The organism is Halorubrum gandharaense, from assembly GCF_054654575.1.
Map to the genome: position 1 here is coordinate 143342 of NZ_BAAIET010000001.1, position 26122 is coordinate 169463.

Annotated in this window: 28 protein-coding genes; 10 read left to right on the plus strand and 18 right to left on the minus strand. The window is 68.6% G+C overall.

Annotated features, from left to right (window positions below; all coding sequences use genetic code 11):
* Positions 1-123: 123 nt before the first annotated feature.
* The 3 genes from ACYQ07_RS00675 to ACYQ07_RS00685 are packed head-to-tail and all read left to right on the plus strand — an operon-like array spanning position 124 to position 4131.
* Positions 124-1737 carry an ABC transporter ATP-binding protein gene (locus tag ACYQ07_RS00675; RefSeq protein WP_459875969.1) on the plus strand — a complete coding sequence of 538 codons (1614 nt, stop codon included), beginning with the start codon at positions 124-126 and terminating at the stop codon, positions 1735-1737.
* Positions 1734-3089 (plus strand): ABC transporter permease, encoded by a 1356-nt coding sequence (locus ACYQ07_RS00680; protein WP_459875972.1) that lies wholly within the window; start codon positions 1734-1736, stop codon positions 3087-3089. Before ACYQ07_RS00675 ends, ACYQ07_RS00680 begins: the two co-directional genes overlap by 4 nt.
* The gene (locus tag ACYQ07_RS00685; protein WP_459875975.1) at positions 3082-4131 is read left to right on the plus strand and encodes an ABC transporter permease; all 1050 of its coding nucleotides are present in this window, start codon (positions 3082-3084) and stop codon (positions 4129-4131) included. Before ACYQ07_RS00680 ends, ACYQ07_RS00685 begins: the two co-directional genes overlap by 8 nt.
* 18 nt (positions 4132-4149) lie before the next feature.
* On the opposite strand, the gene ACYQ07_RS00690 is transcribed toward ACYQ07_RS00685, so the two are convergent.
* On the minus strand, positions 4150-4980 hold the full coding sequence (locus tag ACYQ07_RS00690) for a transcriptional regulator TbsP domain-containing protein (RefSeq protein WP_459875978.1): 831 nt from the start codon (positions 4978-4980) through the stop codon (positions 4150-4152).
* A 126-nt stretch (positions 4981-5106) separates the two neighbouring features.
* Between ACYQ07_RS00690 and ACYQ07_RS00695 the strand changes: the two genes are divergently transcribed.
* Positions 5107-6114: a carbohydrate kinase family protein gene (locus ACYQ07_RS00695; RefSeq protein WP_459875980.1), complete on the plus strand. Its 1008-nt coding sequence runs from the start codon at positions 5107-5109 to the stop codon at positions 6112-6114.
* Between the two features lies 1 nt (position 6115).
* Here the strand turns inward: ACYQ07_RS00695 and ACYQ07_RS00700 are convergent, their stop codons facing one another.
* A complete protein-coding gene (locus ACYQ07_RS00700; protein ID WP_459875983.1) occupies positions 6116-7399 on the minus strand; it encodes an MFS transporter in 1284 nt (427 codons plus the stop codon).
* An 85-nt stretch (positions 7400-7484) separates the two neighbouring features.
* Between ACYQ07_RS00700 and ACYQ07_RS00705 the strand changes: the two genes are divergently transcribed.
* A complete protein-coding gene (locus ACYQ07_RS00705) occupies positions 7485-8285 on the plus strand; it encodes an aldo/keto reductase (RefSeq protein ID WP_459875985.1) in 801 nt (266 codons plus the stop codon).
* Between the two features lie 1159 nt (positions 8286-9444).
* Here ACYQ07_RS00705 and ACYQ07_RS00710 read toward each other — a convergent pair.
* From ACYQ07_RS00710 to ACYQ07_RS00760, 11 genes are all read right to left on the minus strand, one after another.
* Positions 9445-10254, minus strand: coding sequence for a carbon-nitrogen family hydrolase (locus tag ACYQ07_RS00710; protein ID WP_459875988.1), 810 nt, complete (start codon positions 10252-10254; stop codon positions 9445-9447).
* Positions 10251-10679, minus strand: coding sequence for an SRPBCC family protein (locus tag ACYQ07_RS00715; protein ID WP_459875991.1), 429 nt, complete (start codon positions 10677-10679; stop codon positions 10251-10253). The genes ACYQ07_RS00710 and ACYQ07_RS00715 overlap by 4 nt, the downstream gene beginning before the upstream one ends.
* A gap of 88 nt (positions 10680-10767) precedes the next feature.
* The gene (locus tag ACYQ07_RS00720; protein ID WP_459875994.1) at positions 10768-10992 is read right to left on the minus strand and encodes a DUF7123 family protein; all 225 of its coding nucleotides are present in this window, start codon (positions 10990-10992) and stop codon (positions 10768-10770) included.
* Between the two features lie 39 nt (positions 10993-11031).
* The gene (locus ACYQ07_RS00725) at positions 11032-11214 is read right to left on the minus strand and encodes a DUF7525 family protein (protein WP_459875997.1); all 183 of its coding nucleotides are present in this window, start codon (positions 11212-11214) and stop codon (positions 11032-11034) included.
* Positions 11215-11278: 64 nt separating this feature from the next.
* Entirely contained in the window at positions 11279-11506 is a 228-nt protein-coding gene (locus ACYQ07_RS00730; protein ID WP_459876000.1) for a DUF7835 family putative zinc beta-ribbon protein, read from the minus strand.
* Positions 11507-11623: 117 nt separating this feature from the next.
* The gene (locus ACYQ07_RS00735; RefSeq protein WP_459876003.1) at positions 11624-12655 is read right to left on the minus strand and encodes a PhoU domain-containing protein; all 1032 of its coding nucleotides are present in this window, start codon (positions 12653-12655) and stop codon (positions 11624-11626) included.
* 101 nt (positions 12656-12756) lie between these two features.
* Positions 12757-13857 (minus strand): ATP-NAD kinase family protein, encoded by a 1101-nt coding sequence (locus ACYQ07_RS00740; protein WP_459876006.1) that lies wholly within the window; start codon positions 13855-13857, stop codon positions 12757-12759.
* Between the two features lie 283 nt (positions 13858-14140).
* The gene (locus ACYQ07_RS00745; RefSeq protein ID WP_459876008.1) at positions 14141-14842 is read right to left on the minus strand and encodes a competence/damage-inducible protein A; all 702 of its coding nucleotides are present in this window, start codon (positions 14840-14842) and stop codon (positions 14141-14143) included.
* Between the two features lie 747 nt (positions 14843-15589).
* Positions 15590-16405: a DUF5803 family protein gene (locus ACYQ07_RS00750; RefSeq protein WP_459876011.1), complete on the minus strand. Its 816-nt coding sequence runs from the start codon at positions 16403-16405 to the stop codon at positions 15590-15592.
* Positions 16406-16419: 14 nt separating this feature from the next.
* Positions 16420-17172 carry a DUF2110 family protein gene (locus ACYQ07_RS00755; protein ID WP_459876014.1) on the minus strand — a complete coding sequence of 251 codons (753 nt, stop codon included), beginning with the start codon at positions 17170-17172 and terminating at the stop codon, positions 16420-16422.
* Complete coding sequence (locus ACYQ07_RS00760) at positions 17172-17696, minus strand: transcription factor (RefSeq protein ID WP_459876017.1); 525 nt, start codon at positions 17694-17696, stop codon at positions 17172-17174. The genes ACYQ07_RS00755 and ACYQ07_RS00760 overlap by 1 nt, the downstream gene beginning before the upstream one ends.
* Positions 17697-17831: 135 nt before the next feature.
* Here ACYQ07_RS00760 and ACYQ07_RS00765 point away from each other — a divergent pair, with 135 nt between their 5' ends.
* A complete protein-coding gene (locus ACYQ07_RS00765; RefSeq protein WP_459876019.1) occupies positions 17832-18773 on the plus strand; it encodes a hypothetical protein in 942 nt (313 codons plus the stop codon).
* Positions 18774-18814: 41 nt separating this feature from the next.
* Here the strand turns inward: ACYQ07_RS00765 and ACYQ07_RS00770 are convergent, their stop codons facing one another.
* Positions 18815-19873 carry a mandelate racemase/muconate lactonizing enzyme family protein gene (locus tag ACYQ07_RS00770; RefSeq protein ID WP_459876022.1) on the minus strand — a complete coding sequence of 353 codons (1059 nt, stop codon included), beginning with the start codon at positions 19871-19873 and terminating at the stop codon, positions 18815-18817.
* Positions 19870-20766 (minus strand): 1,4-dihydroxy-2-naphthoate polyprenyltransferase, encoded by an 897-nt coding sequence (locus ACYQ07_RS00775; RefSeq protein ID WP_459880177.1) that lies wholly within the window; start codon positions 20764-20766, stop codon positions 19870-19872. The genes ACYQ07_RS00770 and ACYQ07_RS00775 overlap by 4 nt, the downstream gene beginning before the upstream one ends.
* 469 nt (positions 20767-21235) lie before the next feature.
* Between ACYQ07_RS00775 and ACYQ07_RS00780 the strand changes: the two genes are divergently transcribed.
* The 3 genes from ACYQ07_RS00780 (at position 21236) to ACYQ07_RS00790 (ending at position 22555) form a co-directional block, all read left to right on the plus strand.
* Positions 21236-21484 carry an antitoxin VapB family protein gene (locus ACYQ07_RS00780; protein ID WP_459876025.1) on the plus strand — a complete coding sequence of 83 codons (249 nt, stop codon included), beginning with the start codon at positions 21236-21238 and terminating at the stop codon, positions 21482-21484.
* 22 nt (positions 21485-21506) lie between these two features.
* Entirely contained in the window at positions 21507-21866 is a 360-nt protein-coding gene (locus ACYQ07_RS00785) for a PIN domain-containing protein (RefSeq protein ID WP_459876028.1), read from the plus strand.
* Between the two features lie 146 nt (positions 21867-22012).
* On the plus strand, positions 22013-22555 hold the full coding sequence (locus ACYQ07_RS00790; protein WP_459876030.1) for a carboxymuconolactone decarboxylase family protein: 543 nt from the start codon (positions 22013-22015) through the stop codon (positions 22553-22555).
* Between the two features lie 33 nt (positions 22556-22588).
* On the opposite strand, the gene ACYQ07_RS00795 is transcribed toward ACYQ07_RS00790, so the two are convergent.
* The 3 genes from ACYQ07_RS00795 to ACYQ07_RS00805 form a co-directional block, all read right to left on the minus strand.
* Positions 22589-22924, minus strand: coding sequence for a hypothetical protein (locus tag ACYQ07_RS00795; protein ID WP_459876033.1), 336 nt, complete (start codon positions 22922-22924; stop codon positions 22589-22591).
* Positions 22925-23336: 412 nt separating this feature from the next.
* Positions 23337-24248 carry a 1,4-dihydroxy-2-naphthoyl-CoA synthase gene (locus ACYQ07_RS00800; RefSeq protein WP_459876036.1) on the minus strand — a complete coding sequence of 304 codons (912 nt, stop codon included), beginning with the start codon at positions 24246-24248 and terminating at the stop codon, positions 23337-23339.
* A gap of 54 nt (positions 24249-24302) precedes the next feature.
* The gene (locus ACYQ07_RS00805; protein ID WP_459880303.1) at positions 24303-24500 is read right to left on the minus strand and encodes a hypothetical protein; all 198 of its coding nucleotides are present in this window, start codon (positions 24498-24500) and stop codon (positions 24303-24305) included.
* A gap of 101 nt (positions 24501-24601) precedes the next feature.
* Here ACYQ07_RS00805 and kynU point away from each other — a divergent pair, with 101 nt between their 5' ends.
* The gene (gene kynU, locus ACYQ07_RS00810) at positions 24602-26032 is read left to right on the plus strand and encodes a kynureninase (RefSeq protein WP_459876039.1); all 1431 of its coding nucleotides are present in this window, start codon (positions 24602-24604) and stop codon (positions 26030-26032) included.
* Positions 26033-26122: the final 90 nt, after the last annotated feature.

Consider the following 26122-nt stretch of genomic DNA (forward strand, 5'->3'; position numbering starts at 1 on the left):
ACTCGACCGGGAGAACGCCTCCCGCACGAAACTCCTTTTTAGGGCCCTAGCGACCACCAGCGCCGGCGTTGCGGCGTATCCGATCCCACGTGCTTTTAGGCACCCGCACGAGACAGTTCAACGATGACACAGGGGGCAGACCCGCCCGCGGTCCACTTGGACGGCATCACCAAGCGGTTCCCGGGCGTGGTCGCGAACGACGACGTCGACCTCGCCGTCGAGAAGGGGAGCGTGCACGCCCTGCTCGGCGAAAACGGCGCGGGGAAAACGACGCTGATGAACGTGTTGTACGGGTTGTATCACCCCACCGAGGGTCAGGTCGTCATCGACGGCGTGGCTCGCGAGTTCGACTCCCCGCGAGACGCCATCGACGCCGGCATCGGCATGATCCACCAGCACTTCATGCTGGTCGAGCCGATGCAGGTGTGGGAGAACGTCGTGCTCGGCAACGAGCCGACCGAGTGGTTCGGCACGCGGATCGACGAGGCGGCTGCCCGCGAGGCCGTCGAGGAGCTCAGCTCCCGATACGGCTTCGACGTCGACCCCGACGACCGGGTGGCCGACATCTCCGTCGGCGTGCGCCAGCGCGTCGAGATCCTGAAGGCGCTGTACTGCGGCGCCGACGTGCTCATTCTCGACGAGCCGACCGCCGTGCTTACGCCACAGGAGGTCGAGGACCTCTATGGCGTCTTCGAGGAGCTCACCGCCCAGGGGAAGACGATCATCTTCATCACCCACAAGCTCGGGGAGGCGATGCACGCCGCCGACGGCGTCACCGTGCTGCGCGACGGGAAGAACGTCGGCACCGTCTCCACGGACGACGTGACCCGCGAGGAGCTCGCCGAGCTGATGGTCGGTCGCGAGGTGTTGATGGAACGGGACACGTCGACGAGCGACCCCGGGGAAGCGGTTCTCGACGTGCAGGACCTGACCGTCGAGGACGACCGCGGCGTCGAAGCCGTCAGTGACGTTTCCGCCACCGTACGCGAAGGCGAGGTGTTCGGCATCGCCGGCGTCGACGGCAACGGACAGAGTCAGCTGATCGAGGCGATAACCGGACTCCGCGATACCGCCGCCGGCGAAATGGCCTTTCGGGGCGAGTCGCTGGAGGGCGTGAGCCGGAGCGAGCGGATCGACCGCGGGATGGCGTACGTCCCCGAGGACCGCCACGCCCGCGGGCTCGTGATGCCGTACGACCTCGTGCAGAACGCCATTCTCGGCAGCCAGCACCACGAGGAGTTCGCCTCCGGCGGCCGGATCGACTGGGACGCCGCCGGCGAGCACGCCGAGCGGCTCATCGAGGCGTACGACGTGCGTCCGCCGAGCGCGGACGCGACCGCGGAGTCCTTTTCGGGCGGCAACCAGCAGAAGTTCATCGTCGGCCGGGAGTTCGAGCGCGACCCCGAGCTCGTCGTCGCCACGCACCCGACTCGGGGGGTCGACATCGGGTCGACGGAGTTCATCCACGACCGGCTCATGGAACTCCGCGACGAGGGGAAAGCCGTCCTGCTCGTCTCCTCGAAGCTCGACGAGGTGCAGTCGCTGTCGGACCGCCTCGCCGTGATGCACGAGGGGACGTTCAGCGGCGTCGTCGACCCCGCGACGGTGACCGAGGAGCAGCTCGGTCTGCTGATGGCGGGCGAGTCGCTGTCCGACGACACTGTGGAGCGGGCCCGGCTGGAGAGTGACGGGACCGCAGAGGACGACAACGGCGAGAACTCGGAGGTGTCGGCATGAGCCGAATCGCCGGCGTTCGCGCCTCCATCCGGTCGTTCCTCCGGACGCTCGTCGGACTGTCGGGCGTCGAGCGGATCCTCATCAGCGTCGCCGCGCTCGTACTCTCCATCGTGGTCGGTTTCTTTATCATTCTCGTCTCCGGGCGCATCGCGGAGTGTTCGACGGCCGCCTGGACGATGCCCGTCACTGGGCTCGGCTTCTGTTATGACCCGTTCGAGGTGTACTTCGTCCTGTTTAACGGCGCGCTCGGCGAGCCGTTTTACACCTGGGAGCCGGCCCTGCTCAACCCTGAGTGGCTGCCGTTTACGTTCACCTGGCTGGGCTTGATGCCCGGCTGGACCCCGTTTAACAGCTCGCTGGCGCTGACGATGTCGGAGACGACCCTGCTCGTGTTCACGGGTCTCTCAGTCGCCGTCGCGTTCCGTGCCGGGCTGTTCAACATCGGGACGCAGGGCCAGCTCGTCGTGGGTGCGCTGTTGACGGCCCTCGTCGTCGTCGCGCTCGCGCCCTTCTTCCCCGAGAATCGGCTTGGGGGTGCCGCGCTGATCGCGATCGGCATCGCCGCCGGCGCGCTCGGCGGCGGCTTCTGGGGCGCGATCCCCGGGGCGCTGAAGGCGTACGCGGACGCCAACGAGGTGATCACGACGATCATGCTCAACTTCATCGCCGCGAACGTCGCGTACGTCCTCGTCTTGGAGGTGTTCCGCGACGAGGGAACCTCGGTCGTCGCCACTGCGCGTATCCCCGAGCACGCCCAGATCAACCCGTGGTTCTTCCCGGGAACCGGCGACTTCGCGGAGCTCGCGCTGTTGATCGGCGTGGTCGTCGTCGTCGGGCTCTACGTCCTGCTTGAACACACCTCGTTCGGCTACGACCTCCGCGTCAGCGGCATCCAGCCGCTTGCCGCGGAGTACGGCGGCGTGGACAGCAAGCTCACCACCGTCCGGGCGATGACCCTGTCGGGGGCGCTCGGCGGCATCGGCGGCGCCCTGTGGGTGCTGATGGCCGAGGGACGCTGGATCGAGTCGGTGCCCGACCTCGGCTTCGACGGCATCGCGGTGTCGATCCTCGCCGGGAACAATCCGCTCGGGGTGATCCCCGCGGCGGGGCTGTTCGGCGTGCTCAAAGGCGGTGCCCTGGAGATCGGCTTCCAGACCGACGTCCCGACCGAACTCGTCGCGGTGCTCCGCGGGCTGATCATCCTGTTCGTCGCCATGCCGGAGTTCTTCCGGATGGTCGGCACGTACGTCGACATAGAGGAGCCGGACGCCGGCGCCGGACCGGGCGCTGGAGGGGGTCCGGGTGCGGACCCGGCTGCTGCCGCGGACGACGGAGGTGAGACCGATGCGTAATCCGATCGCGGACGTGCGAATTCCGATACTCGACGAGTTCGTCGACTCCGACTACGTTCGGTCGCTCATCGTCGCGACCGTCGGCTTCCTCGCGGCGCTCGGGCTGCTCGGACTGCTGTTCCCCGACACCGTCGTTGGGGATCTGGCTGGAATCGTCTTCTCGACGGGGACGGCTGCCTCGACCGTCCGCCTATCGGCGCCAATCGTGCTCGCCGCGCTCGGCGGAATCTTCGCCGAGAAGTCCGGCGTGATCAACATCGGGCTGGAGGGACTGCTGATCATCTCGGCGTTCACCTCCATCTACACCACCTACGTGGTCGTGGAGGCCGGCGTCCTCGTCGGGTCGAGCGCGCTCGCCGCCGGCTTCCTCGCCGGCGTGCTCGCCAGCACGCTGCTCGCGTTCGTCTTCGGTATCGTCTGTATCGAGTTCAAGGCGGACCAGATCATCGCCGGACTCGCCATCTGGCTCATCGCCCTGGGGCTCGCGCCGTTCCTCTCGACGGTGTTCTTCGGCAGCGTCAACACGCCGGGCGTCTCCAGCGTCGGCTGGCACTTCGCGGGCGTGCTCCTCGTCGTCGCCACCGTCGCCTCGTGGTGGACGCTCAACCACACCGCGTTCGGCAACCATCTGGAAGCCGCCGGCGAGAACCCGAAGGCGCTCGACACCGTCGGGGTCTCCGTCTCGAAGATCCGGCACACCGGCGTGCTCCTCTCGGGCGTCTTCTCGGGAATGGGCGGCGCAGCGCTCGCGCTCGGCGTCGGTCGGTTCGTTGGCGCCGGCGAGACGATGGTGCAGGGGAAGGGGTTCATCGCCATCGTGGCGTACCTGTTCGGCAACTACAACCCGCTCGGCGCCGTCGGCGCCGGCGTCCTCTTCGGCTCACTGGAGGCGATCCAGATCCGGCTCCAGCAGATCGGCTACGGGATCCCGAGCGCCCTCGTGGAGACGATCCCCTACGTCGTCGTCATCGTCGTGCTCGCGCTGGTCGGCCGCACCCGGCTGCCCGCGGCCGCCGGCGAGCACTACGAGACCGAGGAGTAGGGCACCACTCGCTCCGGTTTACTCCCGGAGCGTTTCGCGGGCCACAGCAACCACGTCCTCCATCGGCGCGTCCGCGAGCGCGTCGCTGGCGACGAGCCGCTGTCGCGGACGCCCGACGGGCTGGTCGACCTTCTCGGTCGTGAGGAGGCCGGCGTCGACCAGCCGGGACTTCACCTTCGAGAAGGTGGACGGGCTGCCGAGGCCGGCCTCCTCGCCCGCACGGCATAGCTCGTAGTGGAGGACTCCGTGACGGGCGCCGGCGAGGTACGGGCGTTCGCGAGCGCCCACGAGGTGGTCCGCGTCGGGGGCAGGGTTCGTGTCGAGCAGGTGCAACACGTCGTCGGCGACCGCCTCGCCACAGCGGTTGCGGAACGCCTCGTGGATCCGGCGCCGGCTCGGCGTCCGCAGCGTGAACGAGTCGGCTGCCGCCAGCGTGTCGGCGTATCGCTGGCGCAGCGTCGGGTCGTTCCCCACCCGATACCGCTCCCCGCCCGCCTCGACGACCGAAAACCCCTCCTCGCGGGTCGCGATCACGGCCGCGGGCTGGGGTCCCGCTAACGTGTGGAGTCGAATCGCGCCGGTTTCCACCGGGTCCGCGAGTCGGCTCGCCTCGTGGAAACCGTCGGTCGCCGCCTCGAAGATGGCCGGCCGCGCCAGCACCGTCAGGGTGGGACGAGCGGCGTCCGCCGTCGCATCCGTCCACCCATCGGAACCCTTCCGGCCATCCCGTATCCAGGCGTCAATGATTGCCTCAAAAAGGGACTGGCTGGGGTCGACCAATAGCGGCTCGGTTTCCGGGTCGAACTGCACCGTCTCCGTCGCCAGTTCCAGGACGGGTGCCGTCGGCATCGTTCCACAGTTCTGCCGGCAGGATATAAGTGTCGGGGACGCGTTTCCGGGGGTCCCGCCCCTGGAGCACGCCGGTCGCTCGTGACAACCCGAACCGACTTGTCGCCGCCCGCCCGACGGGTCCACATGACACGGATCCTCGTCGCCGGCGAGACGCTCGTCGACTTCATCCCCGAGACGCCCGGCCCGCTCGACGCCGTCGAGACGTTCCACCGTCGAGCCGGCGGCGCGCCGGCCAACGTCGCCGTCGGACTCTCACGGCTCGACGTGCCGCCGCGGTTCTGGACCCGCGTCGGGACGGACCCCTTCGGCGACTTTCTCGCGGACACGCTCGCGGACGCCGGCGTCCCCGCCGACCTCGTGGAGCGCGACCCGGACGCCAAGACGGGGCTCGCCTTCGTCAGCCTCGACCCTGACGCCGAGCGCGCGTTCAGCTTCCACCGCGACGGCAGCGCCGACACCCGGATGGGGATCGACGGCGTCCCCGCGGACGCCCTCGACGACGTGGAGTGGGTCCACGCCGGCGGCGTCACGCTCGCTGACGAGCCGGCGCGGAGCGGGACCCTCGACCTGTTGGAGCGCGCGGGCGAGGCCCGCGGGGCCAGCGAGGCCGGCGCCACGGTCTCGTTCGACCCCAACGCCCGCCCGGAGCTATGGGGCGAGTTCGCGTTCCCGGACGCCTGTGAGCGCGCCTTCGGCCTCGCGGACGTGGTGAAAGCGACCGCCGAGGACCTCGCGGAGGCCGGCATCGGCGGCGACGCCGTCGGCGACGAGGAGACCCCCGCGGACCATGCCGCGCTCGCGGAAGCCGTCACGAACCACGGCCCACACACCGCCCTGATCACGCGAGGGTCCAACGGGGCGCTCGCCCGCGCGGAGCCCGCCGCGCCGTGGAATCCGAGCGACGAGCCGCTCGTGGTCGAACACCGCGGGTACCGTGTCGACCCGGTCGACGCGACCGGTGCGGGCGACGCGTTCACCGCCGGCGCGCTGGCCGCGCTGTCTGGCGGCGAATCGTTGACGGAGGCGCTGGCGTTCGCGAACGCCGTCGGCGCTCGAACGACCACTGAAAAGGGCGCGATGACGGCGCTGCCGACGCGCGAGGAGGTGGAGACGTTCCAAGAGGGTCAGTAGCTCACGACCGAACCACCAACACCAGCGCCGCGGCCACCACCACGCCCGCCCCCGCGAACGCGACACTGTAGCCGGCGGCCGCGGCGACCGCGCCGCCGAGCGCGCTCCCGACGCCGGTGCCGAATCCCGCGACGGCGGTGTAGACGCCGAGCGCCTCGCCGCGAACGGCCGCTGGCGCAAGGCGGGTGACGATCCCCGTCGCGGTGACCGCGATGGCGGCCCAGGTGGCGCCGATCAGGAGGAACGCGGGCGAGAGCGCGTACAGCAGGCCACCCGTGAGGAGCACGCCGGCGGCTGCGACGGCGGGAAACAGGACGGCTCGAAGGCCGAGTGCGGTCGCCTGCACCCGTTTTGGGGTCGACTTGGAGACGAGCCGGCCGACGGGCTCGTAACAGACCGCGGAGCCGATGTTCGAGAACAGAAAGAGCACGAAGACGAGCCCGGTTGTGAACCCCACGTCGGTGAGGTACGCGGGCATCGGCCCCCAGAACACCGAGAAGCCGACCGAAAAGAGCGCGGCGGCGACGAGGTACTTGCCGAGATTCGGCCCGAACCGCTCGAACGAGCTTCGCCCGCTGCGTCGCCGGCGGCGGATCAGCCCGGTCAGCGTCCAGTAGAGGCGCCCGGGGCCGTAGGGGACGCTCCGGAGGTAGCGCCCGGCGCCCCAATTGCTCCGGTCGAGGCCGGCGAACACCCGGCGGAACCGGTCGGGGGTGGTCGTCGGACGCTCGGGGTACCGCACGCGGACGAGGACAAACGCACCCGTCGTCGAAACGGCGAGGAGGAAGAACAGCAGCTCCTGGGCGGCAACGGGGTCGAACACCCGCGGAGCGGCCGCGGTCCAGATGGTTCCCGCGACCAGTCCGGCGACCCAGCCGTACCCCTGAACGGCGTTGAGCCGCCCGATCCGGGCGTCCCACTGGGATTCGGGGGCGCCCTCCACGACGATGAGGTTGAGCACGGGGGCGGCCGCGCTAACCACGAACCAGAGTGCAGCGTTCGCGGCGAGGAGGGTCCACGGCGAGGCGAGAAACGGCGTGATGGCCAACACGCCCGCGGTCGCGCCGAGCGCGACGAGCACGAACGGACGCCGGCGGTGTGTCCGGGCCGCGAGCCGGCCCCAGAGCAGTGCGCCGGGCACGCCGGCGAAGGCGGCGGTCGAGGCCATCAGCCCGACGTGGAAGGCGTCCGCACCGAGCGAGATCGCGTAGAGCGGGATGAGCAGCGAGGCGGCGCCGACCGCCGCGTAGCCCGTCCCCCACCCGTAGAGCCAGTGGTCGCTCACGAGCCGACGGTCGACGGCCGGCGGCTTAAGGGTCGTGTCTGCCGCGGAGCGCGCCCTTTTGAGGGCGGGCGTGGAACCGCCTCCCATGCCGCTACTCGACCTTTCGCTCGGACTCGGCACGTCCGGGCTCGACGACCCCGCGGAGTGTACCGACGCCGTCCGGCGTGCGCTGGAGGCGGGGTATCGCCACGTCGACACCGCACAGATGTACGAGAACGAGTCCGCCGTCGGCGACGGGATCGCCGCCGCGAGCGTCGACCGCGAGGAGGTCGTCGTCGCCACGAAGATCCACCCGGACAATCTCGCACCTGACGACCTCCGTGAGACCGCTCACGAGAGTCTCGACCGGCTCGGACTCGACCGTGTGGACCTCCTGTACGTCCACTGGCCCACGAGCGCGTACGACGCCGCGGCGACCCTGCCCGCGTTCGACGAGCTCGTCGACGACGGCGTGACCGACCACGTCGGCGTCTCGAACTTCACGCCGGAGCTGGTGCGGGAGGCCACGGGGATCCTCGATGCGCCGATCGCCGCCCATCAGGTGGAGTGTCACCCGCGGCTTCCCCAGAACGAGTTGCTTGATCTCGCCGCGGAGCTCGACCACGACCTCGTGGCATACTCCCCGCTCGGACGCGGGAACTTGCTCGACCATCCGGTCGTCGAGGAGGCAGCCGAAATCGCGGGCGAGCACCCGGCCGTCACGCTGCTGGCGTGGTCGCTCGACCGCGGCGTGGTTCCCATTCCGAAATCCTCCGGCGACCATGTCGAGACGAACGTTCGTGCGCAGTCGGTCGACCTTCCGCCGGCGGCGACCGCCGCGCTCGACGGGCTCGCCGACGACCCGAAGCGCTACATCGACCCCGACGAGGCCGCCTGGAACCGGTAGCCGGAGCTCGGGCTCCGAACTGGACCTCTTTCTTGCGGACATCGCCGATCATCGACTGACGGCCGCCGTGCTCACAGTCGTGAGAATCGAGGGACCCATCGTGCCGACAGGTGCAGTGTCGGCAGCGGGTCGATCGTGCTCCCAATTATGGTCCCGTTGAAACGGTCCCGGGTTCGGGTGCGGTGTGGGAGCGGGTTCCCGAACCCGCGAGCCGGCGGACGACGGACGGTGGAAACGAGTGCCCGACCGGTGTCCCCCCGGGCAGGGTGACGCCGGTCAGCTTCGTCCGCGGCGTTTCCTTCGAGGCAGCGGTCCGTGATGAACGCACCGACCAAATTATTGAGGTTGATAACAGGGAATCACAGTCTGTGGGTGAGAGTCGTAGGTTAATCGACTTCGGGAGTACATGTATCAGGTGAGGGGATGTGGGGTTTATTAGTGGGGCATGGATGGTGCTGTGAGTCGTTTATAAGTGACTATTTGAGTGAGTACGGCGACAAACACCTCCAAAGCCCCAGGCGTCTCCGGTCGGGGGTTCCGGAAGACGATCCGGCTCGCGCTTTGTAAGCGCTCGCCGGCTGCGACTTCCGTCGTCCGTCTTCCCGGAGACGCCTGCCCCTTTGAGCCCCACCCCGCCCCGCACAGCACCGCAGCCTCAGCCCTCCCCAGCCTCGGCGGGCGGGCCGCCGCGGGACCACTCCGCGGCGGCCCGCCGCCTCCCTCGCGCGCGTTTCTCGCGCGCGCCGACCGCAGCCGGGGTTTAAAAGGAGAGCAGCAGAATCCTGATGGTCTTTTATAAATAGTCACCGATGACGCTGAGTGAAATACTCACTCCCGATATCACTCATCAAGGACTCCATCTAGGCCGGATCCGAGGGGGAATCCGTCACCTGTAGCAGAGTTCCACAACGCTGCCGCTTCCGGAGTGAAACGTCGATGAAACGGGAGAGGCGGGAGTGGACGACGCAGGTCGCCACAGTGGACCCCCAACTGCGTGCGAGACGCGTCGTCCGGCGGTCGGGACGGGCGCGGATTTGAGTTGCCGAACCCGACGAGAAAAGCGTCGGTCTCCGGCACGTGCAATTACACCCTCATCACGGATAAAGGTACGAGTTCCACAGTCGACAAAAACCGCGTGACACGGTGGCGTGCCGCTCGATTACAGCCGGCGGTCGCGCAACGCCGGGAACTCCTCGCGCACGCCGTCGACGCGCTCCGGATCGACGGTCGCGGTCACCGTGGTCGGCTCCTCGCCCGAGGAGGCGAGCGTCGTTCCCCACGGGTCGTACACCGTCGTACGCCCGCAGAGCGCGTCGTCGCCAAACGTGCCGCTGCCGTTGACGGTCGCCACGTACGCGAGGTTCTCGATGGCCCGCGCGCGTCCGAGCGTCCGCCAGTGCTCGACGCGGGGGTACGGCCACGCGCTCGGCACCAACACGAGCTCGGCGCCCTGCTCGGCGAGCCGGCGATACAGCTCCGGAAAGCGGAGGTCGTAGCAGGTGGTCACGCCGACGCCGATCCCGTCCAGCTCGACGACCGGCACCGTTTCGCCGGGCACCATCCGCTCGGTCTCCTCGGAGCCGTAGCCGAACAGGTGGTGTTTCCGAAACGTGAGCCGGCGCTCGCCCTCACGATCGAACAGCACGGCGGCGTTCGCCAGCCCCTCCGCCTCGGGAACCCCGATCCCGTCGGCGGCCGACGCCGCCAGATCCTCGACGATCGTCCCCGCCAGCAGGTTGACGCCCTCGTCGGCCGCGACGCCGGCGAGTCGCTCCAGCCGGGGGCCCGCGAGGCTCTCCGCGGCTCGGGCGTACGCGTCGAACGCGAAGTAGCCCACGTCGAACAGCTCCGGGAGCACGACGAGGTCGGCGCCGTCGGCGGCCGCCTCGCGGATGCGCCGCTCCGCGCGGTCGACGTTGCCCGCCACCTCGGCCCCCTCAACGCCGAGCTGGACGCAGGCCAGTTTCATCGTTCCGTCTCGAGCCACTCACGCAGCGCCGTTTCGAGGTTGTCGAGCTCCTTGGTGAAGTTGCGCTCGAAGAAGGACTCGACGCCCGGAAGACGTCCCTCGACGACAAACTCGTTTTCGAGCGTACTGCCCGTCTCCGTCGCGGTGATCGTGTGCTCGCCCGTGACGCGGAACGCCCGTGACTTGCCGAGGAACTTCACGTGGCGTGGCGGATCCCGCTCCAGGTCGTTCGTCTCGACCGGAATGGTCGAGTTCATCATCGGGATCGGCAACGCGACGTGCCACGTCGCGCGCTCGTCGTCGTGCACCTCGAAGGAGTCGACGACGCTTATCGCGCCGGCGCGGAGGCCGGCGTCCGAGATGAACGCCCACACGTCCTCGGGCGGGGCGTCGAGATCGAGCGTTCGTGAGACTCGCACGGTCATGCGACGGCGTAAGCAGGGAGGGGAATAAAAGGGACCGGGTCGGGGATGACGGGCGCGGCGGGACCGTCCGTGGGGACGGAGCGTTGTGTTACCCCTGGGTGACCCGCCAGGTCGTCGAGCGCGCCCGCCCCCACTTTTCGATCTCCACGTCATCGGACTTCTCCGCGAGCCGCGGAAGTCTGGTGCCCACCTGTTTTGCGGTGAGGCCGATGGCGTCGGCGATCGTCTTCGACCGAACGTAGCGCTCGCCGCGCGAGACGCTGTCCGTAAGGTACGCGAGGATCCGCTGTTCCTCCTCGGTGTACTCGGTCATCGGCGAACGTAGGTGTCACCGACGCTTAACGGTTTCCCGTCAGTCGAACACTTGGACGGCGACGACCGCGAGGATCGCGAAGATCATGGCGGCCGCAAAGCCCCATGCGCGGTCGAGCTGCGTCGGCGCGCCGTACATCGCGACGGCGCCGACGAGCGCCACGGCGACGAACACGAGCATCACGCCGAGTCCCTTGTCGGATTCGATGGATCCTTCGCTCATACCTCAGGGTTCGCCGGTGGCTACTTAATTGATGCGAAGCAGGGAAAAACGGTCGCCGGCGGGCTCAGGCGTTGTTCATCCGCATGCGAGACTCGGTCCCGCAGCTCGTACACGTTGCGACCCGGTACGGCTCCCGGGAGAACGCGGCGTTCTCCGAGTCGGAGCTCTCCGTGAGGATCTGCACGCTCACCTCGTGGACCTCCTTCGACTCACAGGTGGCGCACTCCTCGACGATACCGTCCTCGTCCAACCCAGACGACGCGTCACGTCCCGTCGGTTCTACCGAGGCCATACACACAATAACGCAGACTTCACTGATACCGTATCTCCCTAAGCACTTTGGGCCGTGGTGGTTCCGCATCCCACGTTCCCGGCGAACGCCGGCGCGTACGCCCGTCGACGCCGGCGGCTACGTGATCTCGACGTGCTCGGACTCCTCGTTGAGCGCGAGGTTGGCGGCGATCTCGGCGTTTCGCATGGCGTACTCCGCGGTGTGCTGGAGACTGACCAGTACCTCGCGGGTCATCAACAGCGTTTCGTTGTCGAGGTCGTCGGGCAGCTCCGAGAGGATCTCCTGTTCGCGGTCCTCCAGCGCGTGGAACAGGTCCCGGCACTCGACGGTGAGGTCGTAGTCGCGCTCGACGACCGCGCGCACGGCGAGCGCGGTGAGCTCGTCGATCTGGTCGGTGAAATCGCGGATCTCCCGCATCGTCGAGGAGTCGACGTCGAGCGTGTGGCCGTCGGCCTCCATCACGATGTCCGCGATGTCCTCGGCGTTGTCCGCGGTAAGCTCCAGGTTCTTCGCGACCGAGCGGTAGCCGATCAGCGGGAAGCCCTCCTCCAGCCCGACGGCGCGCGCGAGGTTGGGGTTCTGGTACGAGGTGAAGATCAGGCGAAGCAGCAGCACGAAGATCTTGTTCGCCTGCCGCTCGCGGTTGAGCGCGCGCTGTGCCAGGTCGGGGTTGCCGTGCGCGAGCGCCTTCACGGCCTCGCCGCGCATGGTCGACCCGGTGTTCTCCAGCCGTTCGAGGAGGTTGTCCAGCGTGAAGTCCTCGGGGTCGACGGAACACCGGATGGCGATGTCCTCCGGGGTCTCCTCGATGACGCCGAGCCCCATCAGCTGCGTCTCCGCTTTGTACACCGCGTTGATGTGGTCGCTGCCGAGCGCGCCGTCGCTCGCCACGTGGATGACGCGCCGCCCGAGCACGTACTGGGCGACGATGGCGCGTTCGAGCGCGCCGGCGTCGAGGTTGTCCGCGCTGATCACGGCCTCCGACTCCTCGGAGTTGACGGACTCGGGGAGGACGGTGAGCGTCCCCTTCCCGCCCATCCGGAGCGACACCTCGTCGCCTTTGTTCACGCCGTGTTCCTGTGCCCACTCCGCCGGTAGCGTCATCGCCAGCGTCGAGGGTCCCAGCCGTTGAACCTTCCGCGTTTCCATGTCACCGTATAACGCAGGATCCACCTTAAGGTTGACCCTATGTTCATTATACTCCTTCGCCAATATACAAGGGGAAACGAGGGTTCGCGCCGGCCGATTCCTCAGACGATCTTCATCATCCGCGTCTCGAACTTGCCGACGCGCACCTTCACCCACCCGGCGAGCTCGTCGTCGAGCGCGGGGTCGTCGGTGTCGACGCGCAGCACGCGTACGTCGTCGAGTTTCGACCGTGAGGCGACGATCTCAACGTCACACTGCCGGATGACGGCGGGTGACAGCTGTGGATTCCCCCGGCCGAAGACGAACCCCTGTCCGCCGATGGGCGAGACGACGACGACGTTCTCCTCGCCGAGCGCGTCGAGGATCTCCGACTCCGTTGCGTCCCGCACGACCACCTCGCCGTCGCGCCACACGTCGACGCCGATGGGAGAGGGCTCGAATCCGAGCGCCTCCTTCACCGCGCCGACGGTCGATCCGGGTCCGAGCACGTACGTGACGCCCGGTCGCGAGCGCGCGTCGTCCGCAACTCCCTCCGCGAGCGATTCCACCGTGCCGCCGCCGGTCTGTTTCGAGGACTGCAGCTCGTCGGCGACGGGGACGTGTGCGACCGCGCGGAGCTCCGGGTGGACCTCGCCCTCGCGGTACTCGTCCTCGTCGATGTCCATCACCTCGCGACGCTCAGTTCGCGAGAACGAGGCGACGACCTCCGCGGCGTCCTCCGGCGAGACGGCGAAGACGGACGAGTACACTTTCACGCCGGCCGGCACTCCGAGCATCGGCGTCCCCGTTCCCTCCACCGTTTCGGCCACGTCCGCGGCGGTCCCGTCGCCGCCGACGAACAGCACGACATCGACGCCGGCGTCGAGAAACGCCCGCACTGCGGTCCGGGTGTGTGCGGCCGTGGTTCCGGGATCGCCGTCGGTAGTCTCATGATCGCCGTTCTCATCCCCGAACGGGTCGACGACCGTCACGTCCTCGAACCCCGCCTCACGAACCTCCCGTTCCCCCATCGGCTCGGCGGCGACCGTAATGGTCGCCTCCGGCGCCAGCTCCTGCAGGCGGGTGAGCGCTCGCCGTGCGCGCTCCGGCGCCCGGGGCTCGGCGCCGCGCGCCAGCGCTTCCTGCACCTTCCCGTCGGTCCCTTTCAGGCCCACGCGGCCGCCCATCCCGGCGACCGGATTCACGACGACGCCTACGTGCATACGCGTCCTTCCAGCTCCTGCCTCTTAACGGGAGCGCGGCGTCGGCTCCACCGATGGCCATCGAGGACTCTCCCGACCGGGTCTCCCCATGAGACGAACGATGAACGTTTAAGCCCCACCCGGAACAAGGGCGGCGTATGATTCCGCTCGCCGTTCAGCCGGAGCCGCTTCCCATCAACGAGACCGCGCTTGCCGTGCTCCTTGTCAGCCTGCTCGTCACCGCGCTCTGGGCCGGCTACCTGCTTCGATAGTCGCCGGCGTCGTTTTCGGATCTCGGCGTCGACTACCGCGTCTTCGACGAGTCCGGAGACTCCACTCGCTCCGTGAGCCACGCCGCCGCGCGCTCCGCCTCCTCCTCGCTGCCGGCGGTGAGCTTCACTCTCACGCCGTCGCCGGGGTACGAGCCGACCGTCACGTCGAACCGCTCCTGCAGTTTCGTAAACCGGTCGAGCAGCGCGCTCTCCGGCTCCGCCGCCTCCACCGTCCGGGTGTAGGTGGGCGCACCCGAGAACTCCTCGGCGACCCCCTCGAACATTGCCTTCATCTCCGCGGGAACGCCCGGGAGCACGTACGTCGTCTCCACGACGGCGCCCGGCGCGACGCCGACCTCGTTCGGGAGGGGTCGGCAGCCGGCCGGGAGGTGGGTCGTCCGTTCGGTGAGCTCCTCGGCGCTGTAGCCGTGCTCAGCGAGCCACGCGGCCGCCTCCTCGTTGGCGACGACATCGCGACCGAAAGCGGCGGCGACCGCCTCCATCGTCACGTCGTCGTGGGTCGGGCCGAGCCCGCCGGTGACGATGACGGCGTCGTACTCCGCGTTGTACTCGTTGACCACGCGGGCGATCTCGCTGATCTCGTCCGGCACGACCGTCACCCGCCGAACCCGGACGCCTCGCTCGTCGAGGCGTCCACAGAGCCACGTCGCGTTCGTGTTCACGGTGTCACCGACGAGCAGCTCGTTGCCCACGGTGACGACTGCGGCTTCCATGCGTCCGAGAAGGAGACCGCCACTCAAAAAGTCGCTGGCGGCGGCACGACGCGGATCAACAAACGAGACTGTGTTGAAATCCGTCGTCGGTGATACGTTCTGACCAGGTTGCGTTTATAGGGAGCCCTCGATGAGCGAGATCGGGAGTGGGTGTTGCAGATCGCCGCCTGCGACAGAGTATATAAAACGTCGAGAGTGGTGGTGACGCTCTCTTTATAGATGGGGGCGCGGTGCGGTGGCGCGCCCGGCGAGCGCCCAGCGGGTGCTCGCCGGCGCGCGAGGGAGTCGTCGCCGCAGGCGACGACGAGGCTGGGGAGGCGTGAGGTGCTGTGCGGGTGCGGTGCGGGGAGGACTCAAAGGGGCAGCCGGCTCCGGGACGACGGGCGACGTAAGCACTCAAAAGGGCGAGCTGTGCGAGCCCTTTTGAGCGCGCAGCGAGCCCCTCAACCGGAGCCGGCTGGGGCTTTGGAGGCGGTCCTCATGTGCGCAGAACCACCGACTCACCGGACAAACACTACTTATAAATGAAAGACAGAAACATCCACGACCCATTTATAAACACCGCATCCGCTCATGTGACACACCTACTCCCGATCTCGTTCAACACGCAGTTTCACCGACTGCTGTCTCATCTGCTGTTCTCTCTGGAAAATAGGGTCTCAGTGGAGCCGAAAGAGAGAGTGCGGATCGGGAGAACGACGATGTGGATCGTGCGGGTCGAGACGGACCGTCAGCGTGCAGTTCCGCCTATCGGCCGCCGGGCGGCTCGTCCTCGTCGTTGCCGCCGCCGGCGCCGTCGGACTCCTCGTCCTCGTAGACGCCGAGCCCGAGCTCGCGTCGTCGCTGCCGCAGCTCCTCAAGCTGTCGACGGAAGTAGAGCGTGCCGCCGACGGCGGCGCCGAACGCCACGACGAGGATGCCGGCAAAGATGACGAGGTCGCGCTCGCGGTACGACTGCACCACGATGGAGCCGCTCGTCACCGACTGCCAGGCGATCCGGTCGCGACCGTCGACCTCCTCGACGGTGTGGGACCGCGGCGAGACGTGTCCCACGATGGGGATGTCCGTGCTGAAGCCGGGCGGCAGCGTCACCGCGTACGACCCCTCCACATAGGCGTTCATCGTGAACCGGCGGGGGGAGCCCGTGCCGGAGTACGCCACGTGTCCGCCCTCCATCTCCTCGGTGAAGCGGATCCACGTCTCGTCCGGGGTGCGGTCCACCTCGCCGCCGCGCTCGCGGAACTCGGTGCCGTTGATCACCTCGCCGTCGGGGTACTGGAACCGGAACGAGTGGAACTCCAACGGCTGATCGCCGGCGTACACCGTCCCCTCGTACAGTCGAAGCGGCTCTCCATCCGGAACGTGGTAGACGACCTTGTACGTCCCGTTGGCCGAGAGATCGAAGTCCGCGTCGTAGCTGGTGTCGAACTGGTACTCGCTATGGGGGTCGCTGTCGAGCGTCTCGTTCGCCACCTCGCCGCCGCCGGTGACGTAGCCGAGACAGCCGGCGCCGAGCGTGAGCAGGACGACACAGCAGACCGCCAGGAGGAAACGTCGGTTCACGGGGTCAGCTCACCTCAGACGACACACCGCATCTCCGCCGGGAGATACTGGCCGATAGCGGCGAGCAGGCCCGGTGGGTCCGTCCCCTCCTTGCAGATGATGCTCTGTTCGAGCAGGCCGAGGCGCTCGACGGTGATGATGTCCTGTGCGTGGCCCGCACGGTTCACCGTCGCGCGCACCTCGCCGCGAGTGGCGGAGTTGACGTTGAGCCGCCCCTCGCCACGCTGCCAGTCGTAGAGGCGGTCACGTTCGTCGTCCGACAGTCGGTGGGGAGCGTCCGCCGAGGCGTCGCCGTCGCCGGCGTCGTCGTCACCGTCGCCATCGCCGTCACCGTCGCCCTCACCGTCACCGCCGCCGTTGAACACGAACTCCATCGGGAGGTGCTGGACGAGACCGAAGCGCTCGACGACCTGTTCGGGCGAGCCGACGCCGAGGCCGAGCTCGTCGGCGGGGACGAACACGTCCTCGCCGGCGTCGAAGACGAACCCGTCTTCGTCCCACGACTCCAGCGTGCCGACGTACGTCTCGCCGGGCTCGAAGCCCTCGTCGTGGGCGACGATCTCGCCCCACGTCTCCGCAAGGACGTTGCGGGCGACCTCGGCGTCGTCGCCGGAGAGGTCCACCTGCACGAAGTCGTCGCCGCGCACGCCGACGTTCCACTCCACGTGGAGGTCGCCAACGTCGTTGTCGACGAGCGAGTACATGCCGTCGAGCGCGCGGTCGCGGGCGTCACCCTCGACGTAGCACTTGGTTGCAAGGACGACCATTAGCTGGTCACATCCACGTTGAGCTCGTCGCGCAGCTCATCGACGCGCATCTCCAGCGCCTCGCGGAGCCGCTCGTTTTCCATCGACTCGACGGGCGACCCGCACTCGGGGCACTCGAAGCCGAAGTCCATCGCCTCGCCGAACTCGAAGCGGATCGAACACACCTCACAGAGGTAGAACTCGTGGGTGCGCTCGTACTCCTCGCGGTCCTCCAACGCGTCGAGCAGGCGGTACATCTCCTCTTCGAGGTTCTCCGGGATGTTGTCGTAGTGGAACGTCCAGAGGTACGTGAGCCACCCGGAGTCCTCGTCACGAACTCGGCGGTACGACGCGAGGTCGTTCTCGTAGAGGATGAACAGCGCGCGTCGGACGTCGTTCAGCTCCAGTCCGAGCTCCTCTGCCAGCTCCTCGTCGGTGACCTCACCGTCCGGCGGTGCCGCCGCGACCGGCATCCCCGTCGGCCCCACGAGTTCGTGGAGGTACTTCTGGATGACGGGGTCGTTCAACAGATCCTCAAAAGCCATTATCCGAATTTCGGCCCGGAAGTAGGTTAAAAGCTCCGGAAGGGATACGCCGGCGCGGGCCCCACGACCGCACCTCGCTCGTCGTCTCCGCCGTCCGGCAGACCTTTAACCCGCGTGCGCCACCTGCCGTCCGTAATGCGCTGGAACGGGCAGGTGACGCCGCGAGGGGCCGCCGGGCTGATCGCGCTCGCCGTGGTGCCGGCCGTCGTCGCCGCCATCCCGCTCGTTCCGCTGTTTGCGTTTTTCGGTCCCGGCCCTGCCGTCGGCGTGCTCGCCGCCGTCCTCGTCGGGATCGGTGGCTCCGCGCTGCTCGGCCCGATCCTCGTCGAGCGCCGGATAGAGCGCCTTCCGCGGGCGAACCTCGACGAGGAGCCGGCGGCGTTCCTCGACGACAGGATCGGCGCGCTCGCGGGCGAGGTCGGCGTCGACGCGCCCGACGTGCTGGTCGTCAACGCGGACGCGGCCAACGTGGCGGTGACGGACGGCTACCGCGGCGCGACGCTCGTCGTCTCCACGCGGCTTCTCTCGCTGCCCGAGGCCGACCGTGACGCCGCGCTCCGGCACGCACTCGTCCGACTCGACGGGGGAGATGCCGCGGTGACGACCGCACTGCTTCCGGCCACTCTCCTCGTCGAAACGCTCGGGCTCCTTGCAACCCTGCTGGTCGCCCGCCGGGAGGAGCGCGGCGAGAACGACCGTCGCGTCAACCGCATCCACGGCTACGAGCCCGAGCGCAACCGGATCCCGTGGCCGGTCTACACGCTGGCTGGCGCCCTCCTCTGGGTGTGTCTTCTCCCCATCTGGGTCCCGTTCGTCATCGGCGACCGCCTCTACGTCGCGGGGAGCCGCCGTGCGGCGGATGCCGCGGTCGCCCGAGCGTCGCCGGACGATGGCGAGGGGCTCGCGAACGCCGTCGAATACGCCCGCGACGCCGCTGGCGCCGGCGACTGGCCGCCGCTGATCGACCGGCTCTCGCTGCTGTCGATGGCCGACGAAGAAACTCGCCGCGTTCGCGGCACCAGTCGGCAGGAAACCCGCATCCGACTGGCTCGGCTGCGGTCGAAGCGGCGGCTTTGAGCGGGCGAGACGCCCCCCGCTTGGCCCGAAACCGGGGCCGTTCACTCCTCGTTGACGATGCCGTCGAACCGCTCTCCCGCGAGTCCCGCCTCCGTGGGCACCTCGACGTCACCGTCCTCGACGGGACACGGATCGGGTGCCAGATCCTCGGCGAGGAGTTCCCCAGTTGCGAGCCCACAGGCGCGAACGTGGGGGATCGCGGCCGCGACGTGAACCGCGGCGGTGCGCGCGACGACCGCGTCGACGGTGGTCGTCACCACGGGCTCGACGTTCGCCTCACGGGCGCGCATCGCGGCATCGAGCGCGCGGTCCGGGCCACCCAACACCATCGGCTTCAGGATGACGAAGTCGGCAGCCTCGGCGTCGAGCACCGCGTCCAGTCCGTGTTCGGCGAGCGACTCGTCGGCGGCGATCGCCACCCGGCTCTCCTCACGGAGCCGTGCGAGTCCCGGGAGGTCGTTCGCCGGGAGCGGCTGTTCGACGTAGGCGACATCGAGGTCGGCGAGCGCGTCGAGCGCGCGCCGGGCGGTGCCGCGGTCCCACCCGCCGTTGGCGTCCGCGCGGATCTCGACTGCGGGGCCGACCGCTCGGCGGATCGCTCGAACGCGTTCGAGGTCGGCCTCCAGTGGTCTCGCGCCGATCTTCACTTTCACCGCACGGTGCCCGTCGTCGACCGCTCGGCGGGCGGTTTTTGCGTTCGCTTTCGAGCTTCCGTCGCCGATGGTGGCATTAACGGGGACTCGCTCGGCGGGTTCGGGGAGGTCGCGCTCGGCGGCGAGAGTGTGTGCGAGCGGCTCCCCCTCGGCGCGTGCCTCCGCGTCGAAAAACGCCACCGAGAGCCCGTGTCGCGCGGCGGGCGCGTCCTCCAGCCCCGCCATCGCGGCCTCGACACCCTCCCGCTCTGCGCGGTCGATCGCGGCGGTGCATGCCTCCTGAGTCTCGGTCCACCCCGGGAGGGGCGTCGCCTCGCCGATACCCGGCTTGGGGACCGGATCAGCGCCCGGATCGAGTTGGAGAACGACCCCCTCCCGGTCGAGGATCTCGGCACGGGCGGTGGAGAGCGGGCTGTCGAGCCGGAGCGAGAAGTCGCGGCGTCTCATAGCGCCAGCCCGACGGCGAAGGCGGCGGCGAACGCCGCGAGCAGTTTGCCGGCCGACTCCAGTGCCGGATTCAGCGCGTCGCCGGCGGTCTCCGTCAGAACGGTGCGGCTCAGCGTGACGGCGAGCGGCAGCGTCACCAGTGGGAGGAGCACGGCGAGGCCGTACCCCTGGAGCAGGAACCAGAACGGCGTCAGGTACGCCAGCGCGACGAGCGAGAGGAACTGGATGCGTGAGAAGCGGTATCCGAATCGGACCGCCAGCGTGCGCTTGCCGGTGGTCGCGTCCTCCTTGCGGTCACGGACGTTGTTCACGACGAGGATGTTCGTCGAGAGCGCGGCGACCGGGAGACTGGCGACGACCGCCGCGAGCGTAACTGTCCCCTCGGGGAGCCACAGCGGGAACGGGGCCGCGTGAAGCACGCTGACTGCCTGGACGTAGTAGGTGCCCGTCACGGCGATCACGCCGAAGAAGACGAAGACGAACAGGTCACCGAGCCCGTGGTACCCGAGCGGGTAGGGCCCGCCGGTGTAGGCGATGCCCGCTGCGACGGAGACGAGTCCGATCACGAGGATGGGGACGCCGCCCTCGTAGACGAGGTAGGTGCCGACGAGGATGGCCGCGAGGAAGGTGAGCCACATCGCGCGTTTCACCTCGGCCGGCTCGATGATGCCGGCGGCAACGACACGGGTGAACCCCTCGCGGTCGTCGGTGTCCGCGCCCTGGATCGCGTCGTAGTAGTCGTTCGCGAAGTTGGTCCCGATCTGGATCAGCGCCGCGCCGACGAACGCCGCGAGCGCGGGCAGCGGCGCGAACACGCCGGCGTCGATGGCGAGCCCGACGCCGACGAGGATCGGCGCGGCCGCGGCCGGAAGCGTCTGGGGACGGGCCGCCATCAGCCACGCCCGCGTTCGCGAAACCTCGGTCATTGGTGGGGGTTCGGGTGTGGCGTTCGTGAAGGTTGCGGGACCGACCGTGGCGAGGGCGACCGGAGGGAGCCCTCGATAAGCGAGCGACGAAGGCGCGAGCAGGGAGCGGGACGACGGAGGTCGCAGCCCGTGAGCGCAGCGAGCCGGACCGGCGTCCGAAACCCTCGACCGGAGCCGGCTGGGGCTTTGCAGGCGGTCCTCACGTGCGCAGAACCACCGACTCACCGGACAAACTTCTCTTATGAAGGTGTTACAGTATCGAGTGCTCGGGCCCCTATCTAAATCGAGGAGAGAGTCCCGCCCTTTATAACAGGCGTGAATCCGACGCTTCTTTTCCAATCGAAGTGTGAACCGCCTCGGGGTCAACCCACGGGGTGATTCACGGTACGGAAGCCCCGGGGAAACCTTGATGCAGTCTCGTATACGACGTATACATATGAGTACGAAGAGCGTCCGACTCGATGAAGATGTCTACGAGCGCATTAAAAACGAGAAGCGTCCGGACGAGACGTTTTCAGAAGCTATCGACCGCCTCACCGGGGGCGCGTCGCTGCTCGACCTCGTCGGGATCCTCTCCGACGAGGAAGCGGCGGAGTTCCGAGCAGCGATTGACGAGACCGACGAGGATGCCGTCGACGAGATTGATGAGGTAGTCGAACGGTTCGAGGACAGCCGTGATTCTTGATTCCTCGTTTTTGATCGACTTGATGAATGCCGACGAGGACGCAATAACGGTCGCAACCGAGCTCGAGTCTACGGACGAACCCCAGCGCGTTCCCGCACAGGTCGTCTACGAACTGTACGTTGGCGTGGGATACACCGAACGGACTCACGAGGAGGTCGGACAGATTCAATCCGTGCTCAATTCTCGGCCGATCGTTCCTCTCACCGACGAAATCGCGCGCCACGCCGGCCGTATCGACGGACAGCTCCGCCGCGAAGGTGACCGAGTAGGACAGGGTGATCTCAAGATCGCGGCGACTGCGCTCCGATATGATGAGCCGGTCGTCACGGGGAATCCCGAAGACTTCAGCCGAATCTCCGAGCTGATCGTTCGAGACTACTGAAAACGCCGAGCGCGAGGTGTCGGTTTCATACTCCGACGGGTTCAGCGAACCCGCTCCCCGCCACGAGCGCGACGGCACCGCCACCGAACCCGGCGAACGCTACCGAGCCCCATACGCCTAACCCGCCTCGTGTCCACTTCCGCGACATGGCACGCGTACCCTACGTCGACGCGGACGATGTCCCGGACGAGTACGAGGATCTGCTGGAATCCTCGCTGCAGGGCAAACCGCTCCATGTCTACCAGTCGCTCGGCAACAATCCGGCGGTGCTCGCGGGGATGCGTGGCTTCCTCTCGTCACTGTGGAGCGACAGCGGGCTCTCCGACCGCGAGCGCGAGCTCGTGATCCTCGCGGCCACCTCGGAGATCGGCAACCGCTACGAGTGGCACCAGCACGTCAACATCGCGCGCGGCGTCGACATCGCCGACGAGACGATCGCCGCGATCGGCGCGGACGACCTCGCGGTGCTCGACGACGACGAGCGCACCCTCGTGGAGTACGCCCGCGCAGTGGTCAACGAGGAGGTCGACGCCGTCGCACACGACGAGATCGCGGCGCTGTACGACGACGACGCGATCGTCGGGATCGCGGCGACCGCGCAGGGGTACGCCGCGCTCGGCGGCATGATCACGGCGTTCGACTTGGAACTGGAGGAGGGCACCGAGTTCCACGGCTGGGACCCGCGGTAGACGACCGCGCGGTTAGCGGTCCACGGGTTTTGCTTAGTCGCCTTCGCGCTCCTGCGGGTCGACCTCGTCTCCATCCGGCGGCTTCTCGGCGGCGAGTCGTCCCGGTTCGGTGTCGCCCCCGTGGCCCTTCACGACGGACTCGTCGAGCGGGGACCGTTGGAAGTCGGCGCCCGCGGACGCTATCTCCTCTCCGCCATCCACGGTCGCGATCATGTAGGCGTGACCGGCGGCGAGCGCGCCGCAGGCGAGGCTCAACGCTCCTCCTGCCAGCATCCCGGCCGTTCCAGCTCCGAGAGCGGCGTAGCCGGCGTACACCGCGATCGGCATCCAGAACAGGAACGCCAGCGTGTGGAGGGTCCGTCGGCGCATGTGCCGGCTTTTCGGCGGGATCGGATAGGCGTTTCGCCGGTCACGAGCGCCGGCGGCTTATAAGCGGTTAGTGCGGTGAGAACGCCGCGAACACCTCCAAAGCCCCAGCCGGCTCCTCAAAAGTGGTTGGTGAGGTGAGTGTGGCGACGACTGCGGAGAACACGACCGCCAAAGCCCCAGCCGGCTCCTTTGAGTCCCACCCCGCACAGCACCGCAACCGCACGGCACCGCAACCGCACCTCACGCCTCCCCAGCCTCGGCGGAGAGCGCGCCGGCGGACCGCACCGCAACGCCGGCGCGCTCCCGCCTCCCTCGCGCGCCGGCTCGCGCCAGCGGGCGCTCGCCGGGCGCGCCACCGCGACGTGGTGGGTGACGGGTATCGTCTCTCCGCCTTCTCAGTGTCGTCGTCGCTTCAGTAGTGCCAGGGGTACTCCTCGAAGTTCGGCTCGCGCTTTTCGAGGAAGGCGTCGCGGCCTTCCTGGGCCTCCTCGGTCATGTAGGCGAGGCGGGTGGCCTCGCCGGCGAACACCTGCTGGCCGACCATGCCGTCGTCGGTCATGTTGAACGCGTACTTCAGCATGCGCATGGCGGTCGGGGACTTGCTGGTCATCTCGTCGGCCCACTCCAGCGCGACTTCCTCTAACTCCTCGTGGGGGATCGCCTCGTTCGCCATTCCCATGTCGACGGCCTCCTCGGCGGAGTAGGTCTTGCCGCGGAAGAACACCTCACGCGCCTTCTTCTGGCCGATCTGCTTGGCGAGGTACGCGGAGCCGAAGCCGCCGTCGAAGGAGGCGACGTCGGGGTCCGTCTGGAGGAATTTCGCGTGCTCCTCGCTGGCGAGCGTGAGGTCACAGACGACGTGCAGCGAGTGGCCGCCGCCGACCGCCCAACCCGGGACGACGGCGACGACGGGCTTCGGCATGAACCGGATCAGGCGCTGGACCTCCAGAATGTGGAGGCGGCCGGCGCGCGCCTCGCGCACGAGCTCGTCGTCCTCCTTGCCCGCCTCGTCGTCGTCGCGATACTCGTAGCCGGAGCCGCCCCGGACGGACTGGTCGCCGCCGGCACAGAACGCCCACCCGCCGTCCTTTTCGGACGGGCCGTTGCCCGTGAGCAGGACGCAGCCCACGTCCGCCTGCTTGCGTGCGTGGTCGAGCGCGGCGTACAGCTCGTCGACGGTGCCCGGCCGGAACGCGTTGCGGACCTCGGGGCGGTCGAACGCGATCCGCACGGCCGGGAGGTCGACGGCGCGGTGGTACGTCACGTCGTCGAACTCGTCGGTGACCGGCTCCCACCGGTCGGGATCGAAGATCTCAGAGACCATGGCCGCCGTTTCGGCCGTCGTTCGCTTAAAAGGAGCCGGAACGCGCTCGCTCCCCTACTCCGACTGCTCGGCCGACTGCTCCGCGGACGACTCCTCGGACGCCTCCGCGACCTCTTTTAAGTGGGTGACGTGCGTGTCGAGGACCGACAGCGTGGCGTCGGCGTCGACGTAGCCCTGGTCGTACTCCGACATCGCCTTCTCGTAGTCGGCGAGAAACGTCTCGACGGCTTCTCGAAGCTCGGGATCGCTCATGGCTGAACGTGGTTGCGCCAGCGCCTTATAAGCACCCGCCGGCCCTTTTGGGCCGCCACCCGCTCCGCAACGGCTTAGTCGCCGGCGGCGTCCGTCTCCGTATGCACGGAGACGACGGGGACCCCTACGCCCCGGCTCGGACGTTCGGCGTGGGCGACCCGGTTGACCCGGCCGACGCCGATGATGCCGACGCCGGCGACCCGACCGACGCCGCCGAAACGGCGGCACGGCTCGACGCCGCCGACCCGCTGGAATCCTTCGCGGACCGCTTTCACGTTTCCGAGGACGTGCTGTACATGGACGGCAACTCGCTCGGCCCGGCGTGTGACGCCGCGCTCGCGAGCCTCGACCGGGTCGTCGACGAGTGGCGCGACCTGCTGATCGAGGGCTGGACGGGCGCGGATCCCCCGTGGTTCGAGGTCGGCGAACGACTGGGCGCCGACCTCGCACCGCTCGTCGGTGCCGCGCCGGCGGAGGTCGCCGTCGGCAACTCCATCACGGTGAACATCCACACGCTCGTCGGCACCTTCCTCGACGAACTCCGCGCGGGGAACGGCCCCGACCGTGAGGGCCACCCCGCGGCCGACGGCACGTGGGACACGGAGACGGCGCCCGCCGTGCTCGTGAACGAGCTGGACTTTCCCTCGGACCACTACGCGATCCGGTCACAGCTTCGCGCTCGCGGCATCGACCCGGACGAGAAGCTTCGACTAGTCGAGAGTCGAGACGGGCGGACGATCGACCCCGCCGACGTGGAGGCCGCGCTCGCGGAGCACGACGACGTGGGCATCGTCTGGATGCCCACCGCGCTGTACCGCTCCGGGCAGCTGTTCGACGTGGCGCGGATCACGGAGGCGGCACACGCGGCGGGCGCCTATGCGGGGTTCGACGCCGCCCACACCGCCGGCGTGGTTCCCCACGAGTTCGCCGACCGGGGAGTCGACTTCGCCACCTGGTGCACCTACAAGCACCTCAACGCGGGACCGGGAGCGCTCGCCGCGCTCTACGTCGCCGAGTGCCACCACGGGCTCACGCCCGCGCTGACGGGGTGGTGGGGCCACGAGAAGGCGACCCAGTTCGAGATGAACGCCACGTATACGCCGGCCGATGACGCGGGCGCGTGGCAGATCGGCACCCCGCCCTTGCTGGCGGCCGCCCCCATCGAGGGCGCGACCGAGACCATTCACGAGGCGGGCGTCGACCGAATCCGCGCGAAGTCGCTTGCGCTCACGGACTTCCTGATCGCCCTCGTGGACGAGCGGCTCCCCGACATGTCGGTCGGTACTCCGCGGGAGCACGACGCCCGGGGCGGCCACGTCGCGCTCGAACACCCGGAAGCGAACCGGCTGAGCCTGGCGCTCACCGATCGTGGGATCGTCGTCGACTTCCGACCGCCGAACGTCGTCCGGATCTGCCCCGCACCGCTGTACACCTCCTTCGCGGACGTGCTGGACGCCGTCGACACGATCGAGCAGGTGCTGGAGACGGACGCCCATCTGCGCTACGACGCTCCGGATGACGGCGTGACCTGAGGGCGCCGTGCGCGACTGTTGGCAACGCGCTGGCAGCGTACTGGCGACGCGCTGGCGACGAACGGCAAGTACCTCTTTGGGCGTGGCGCC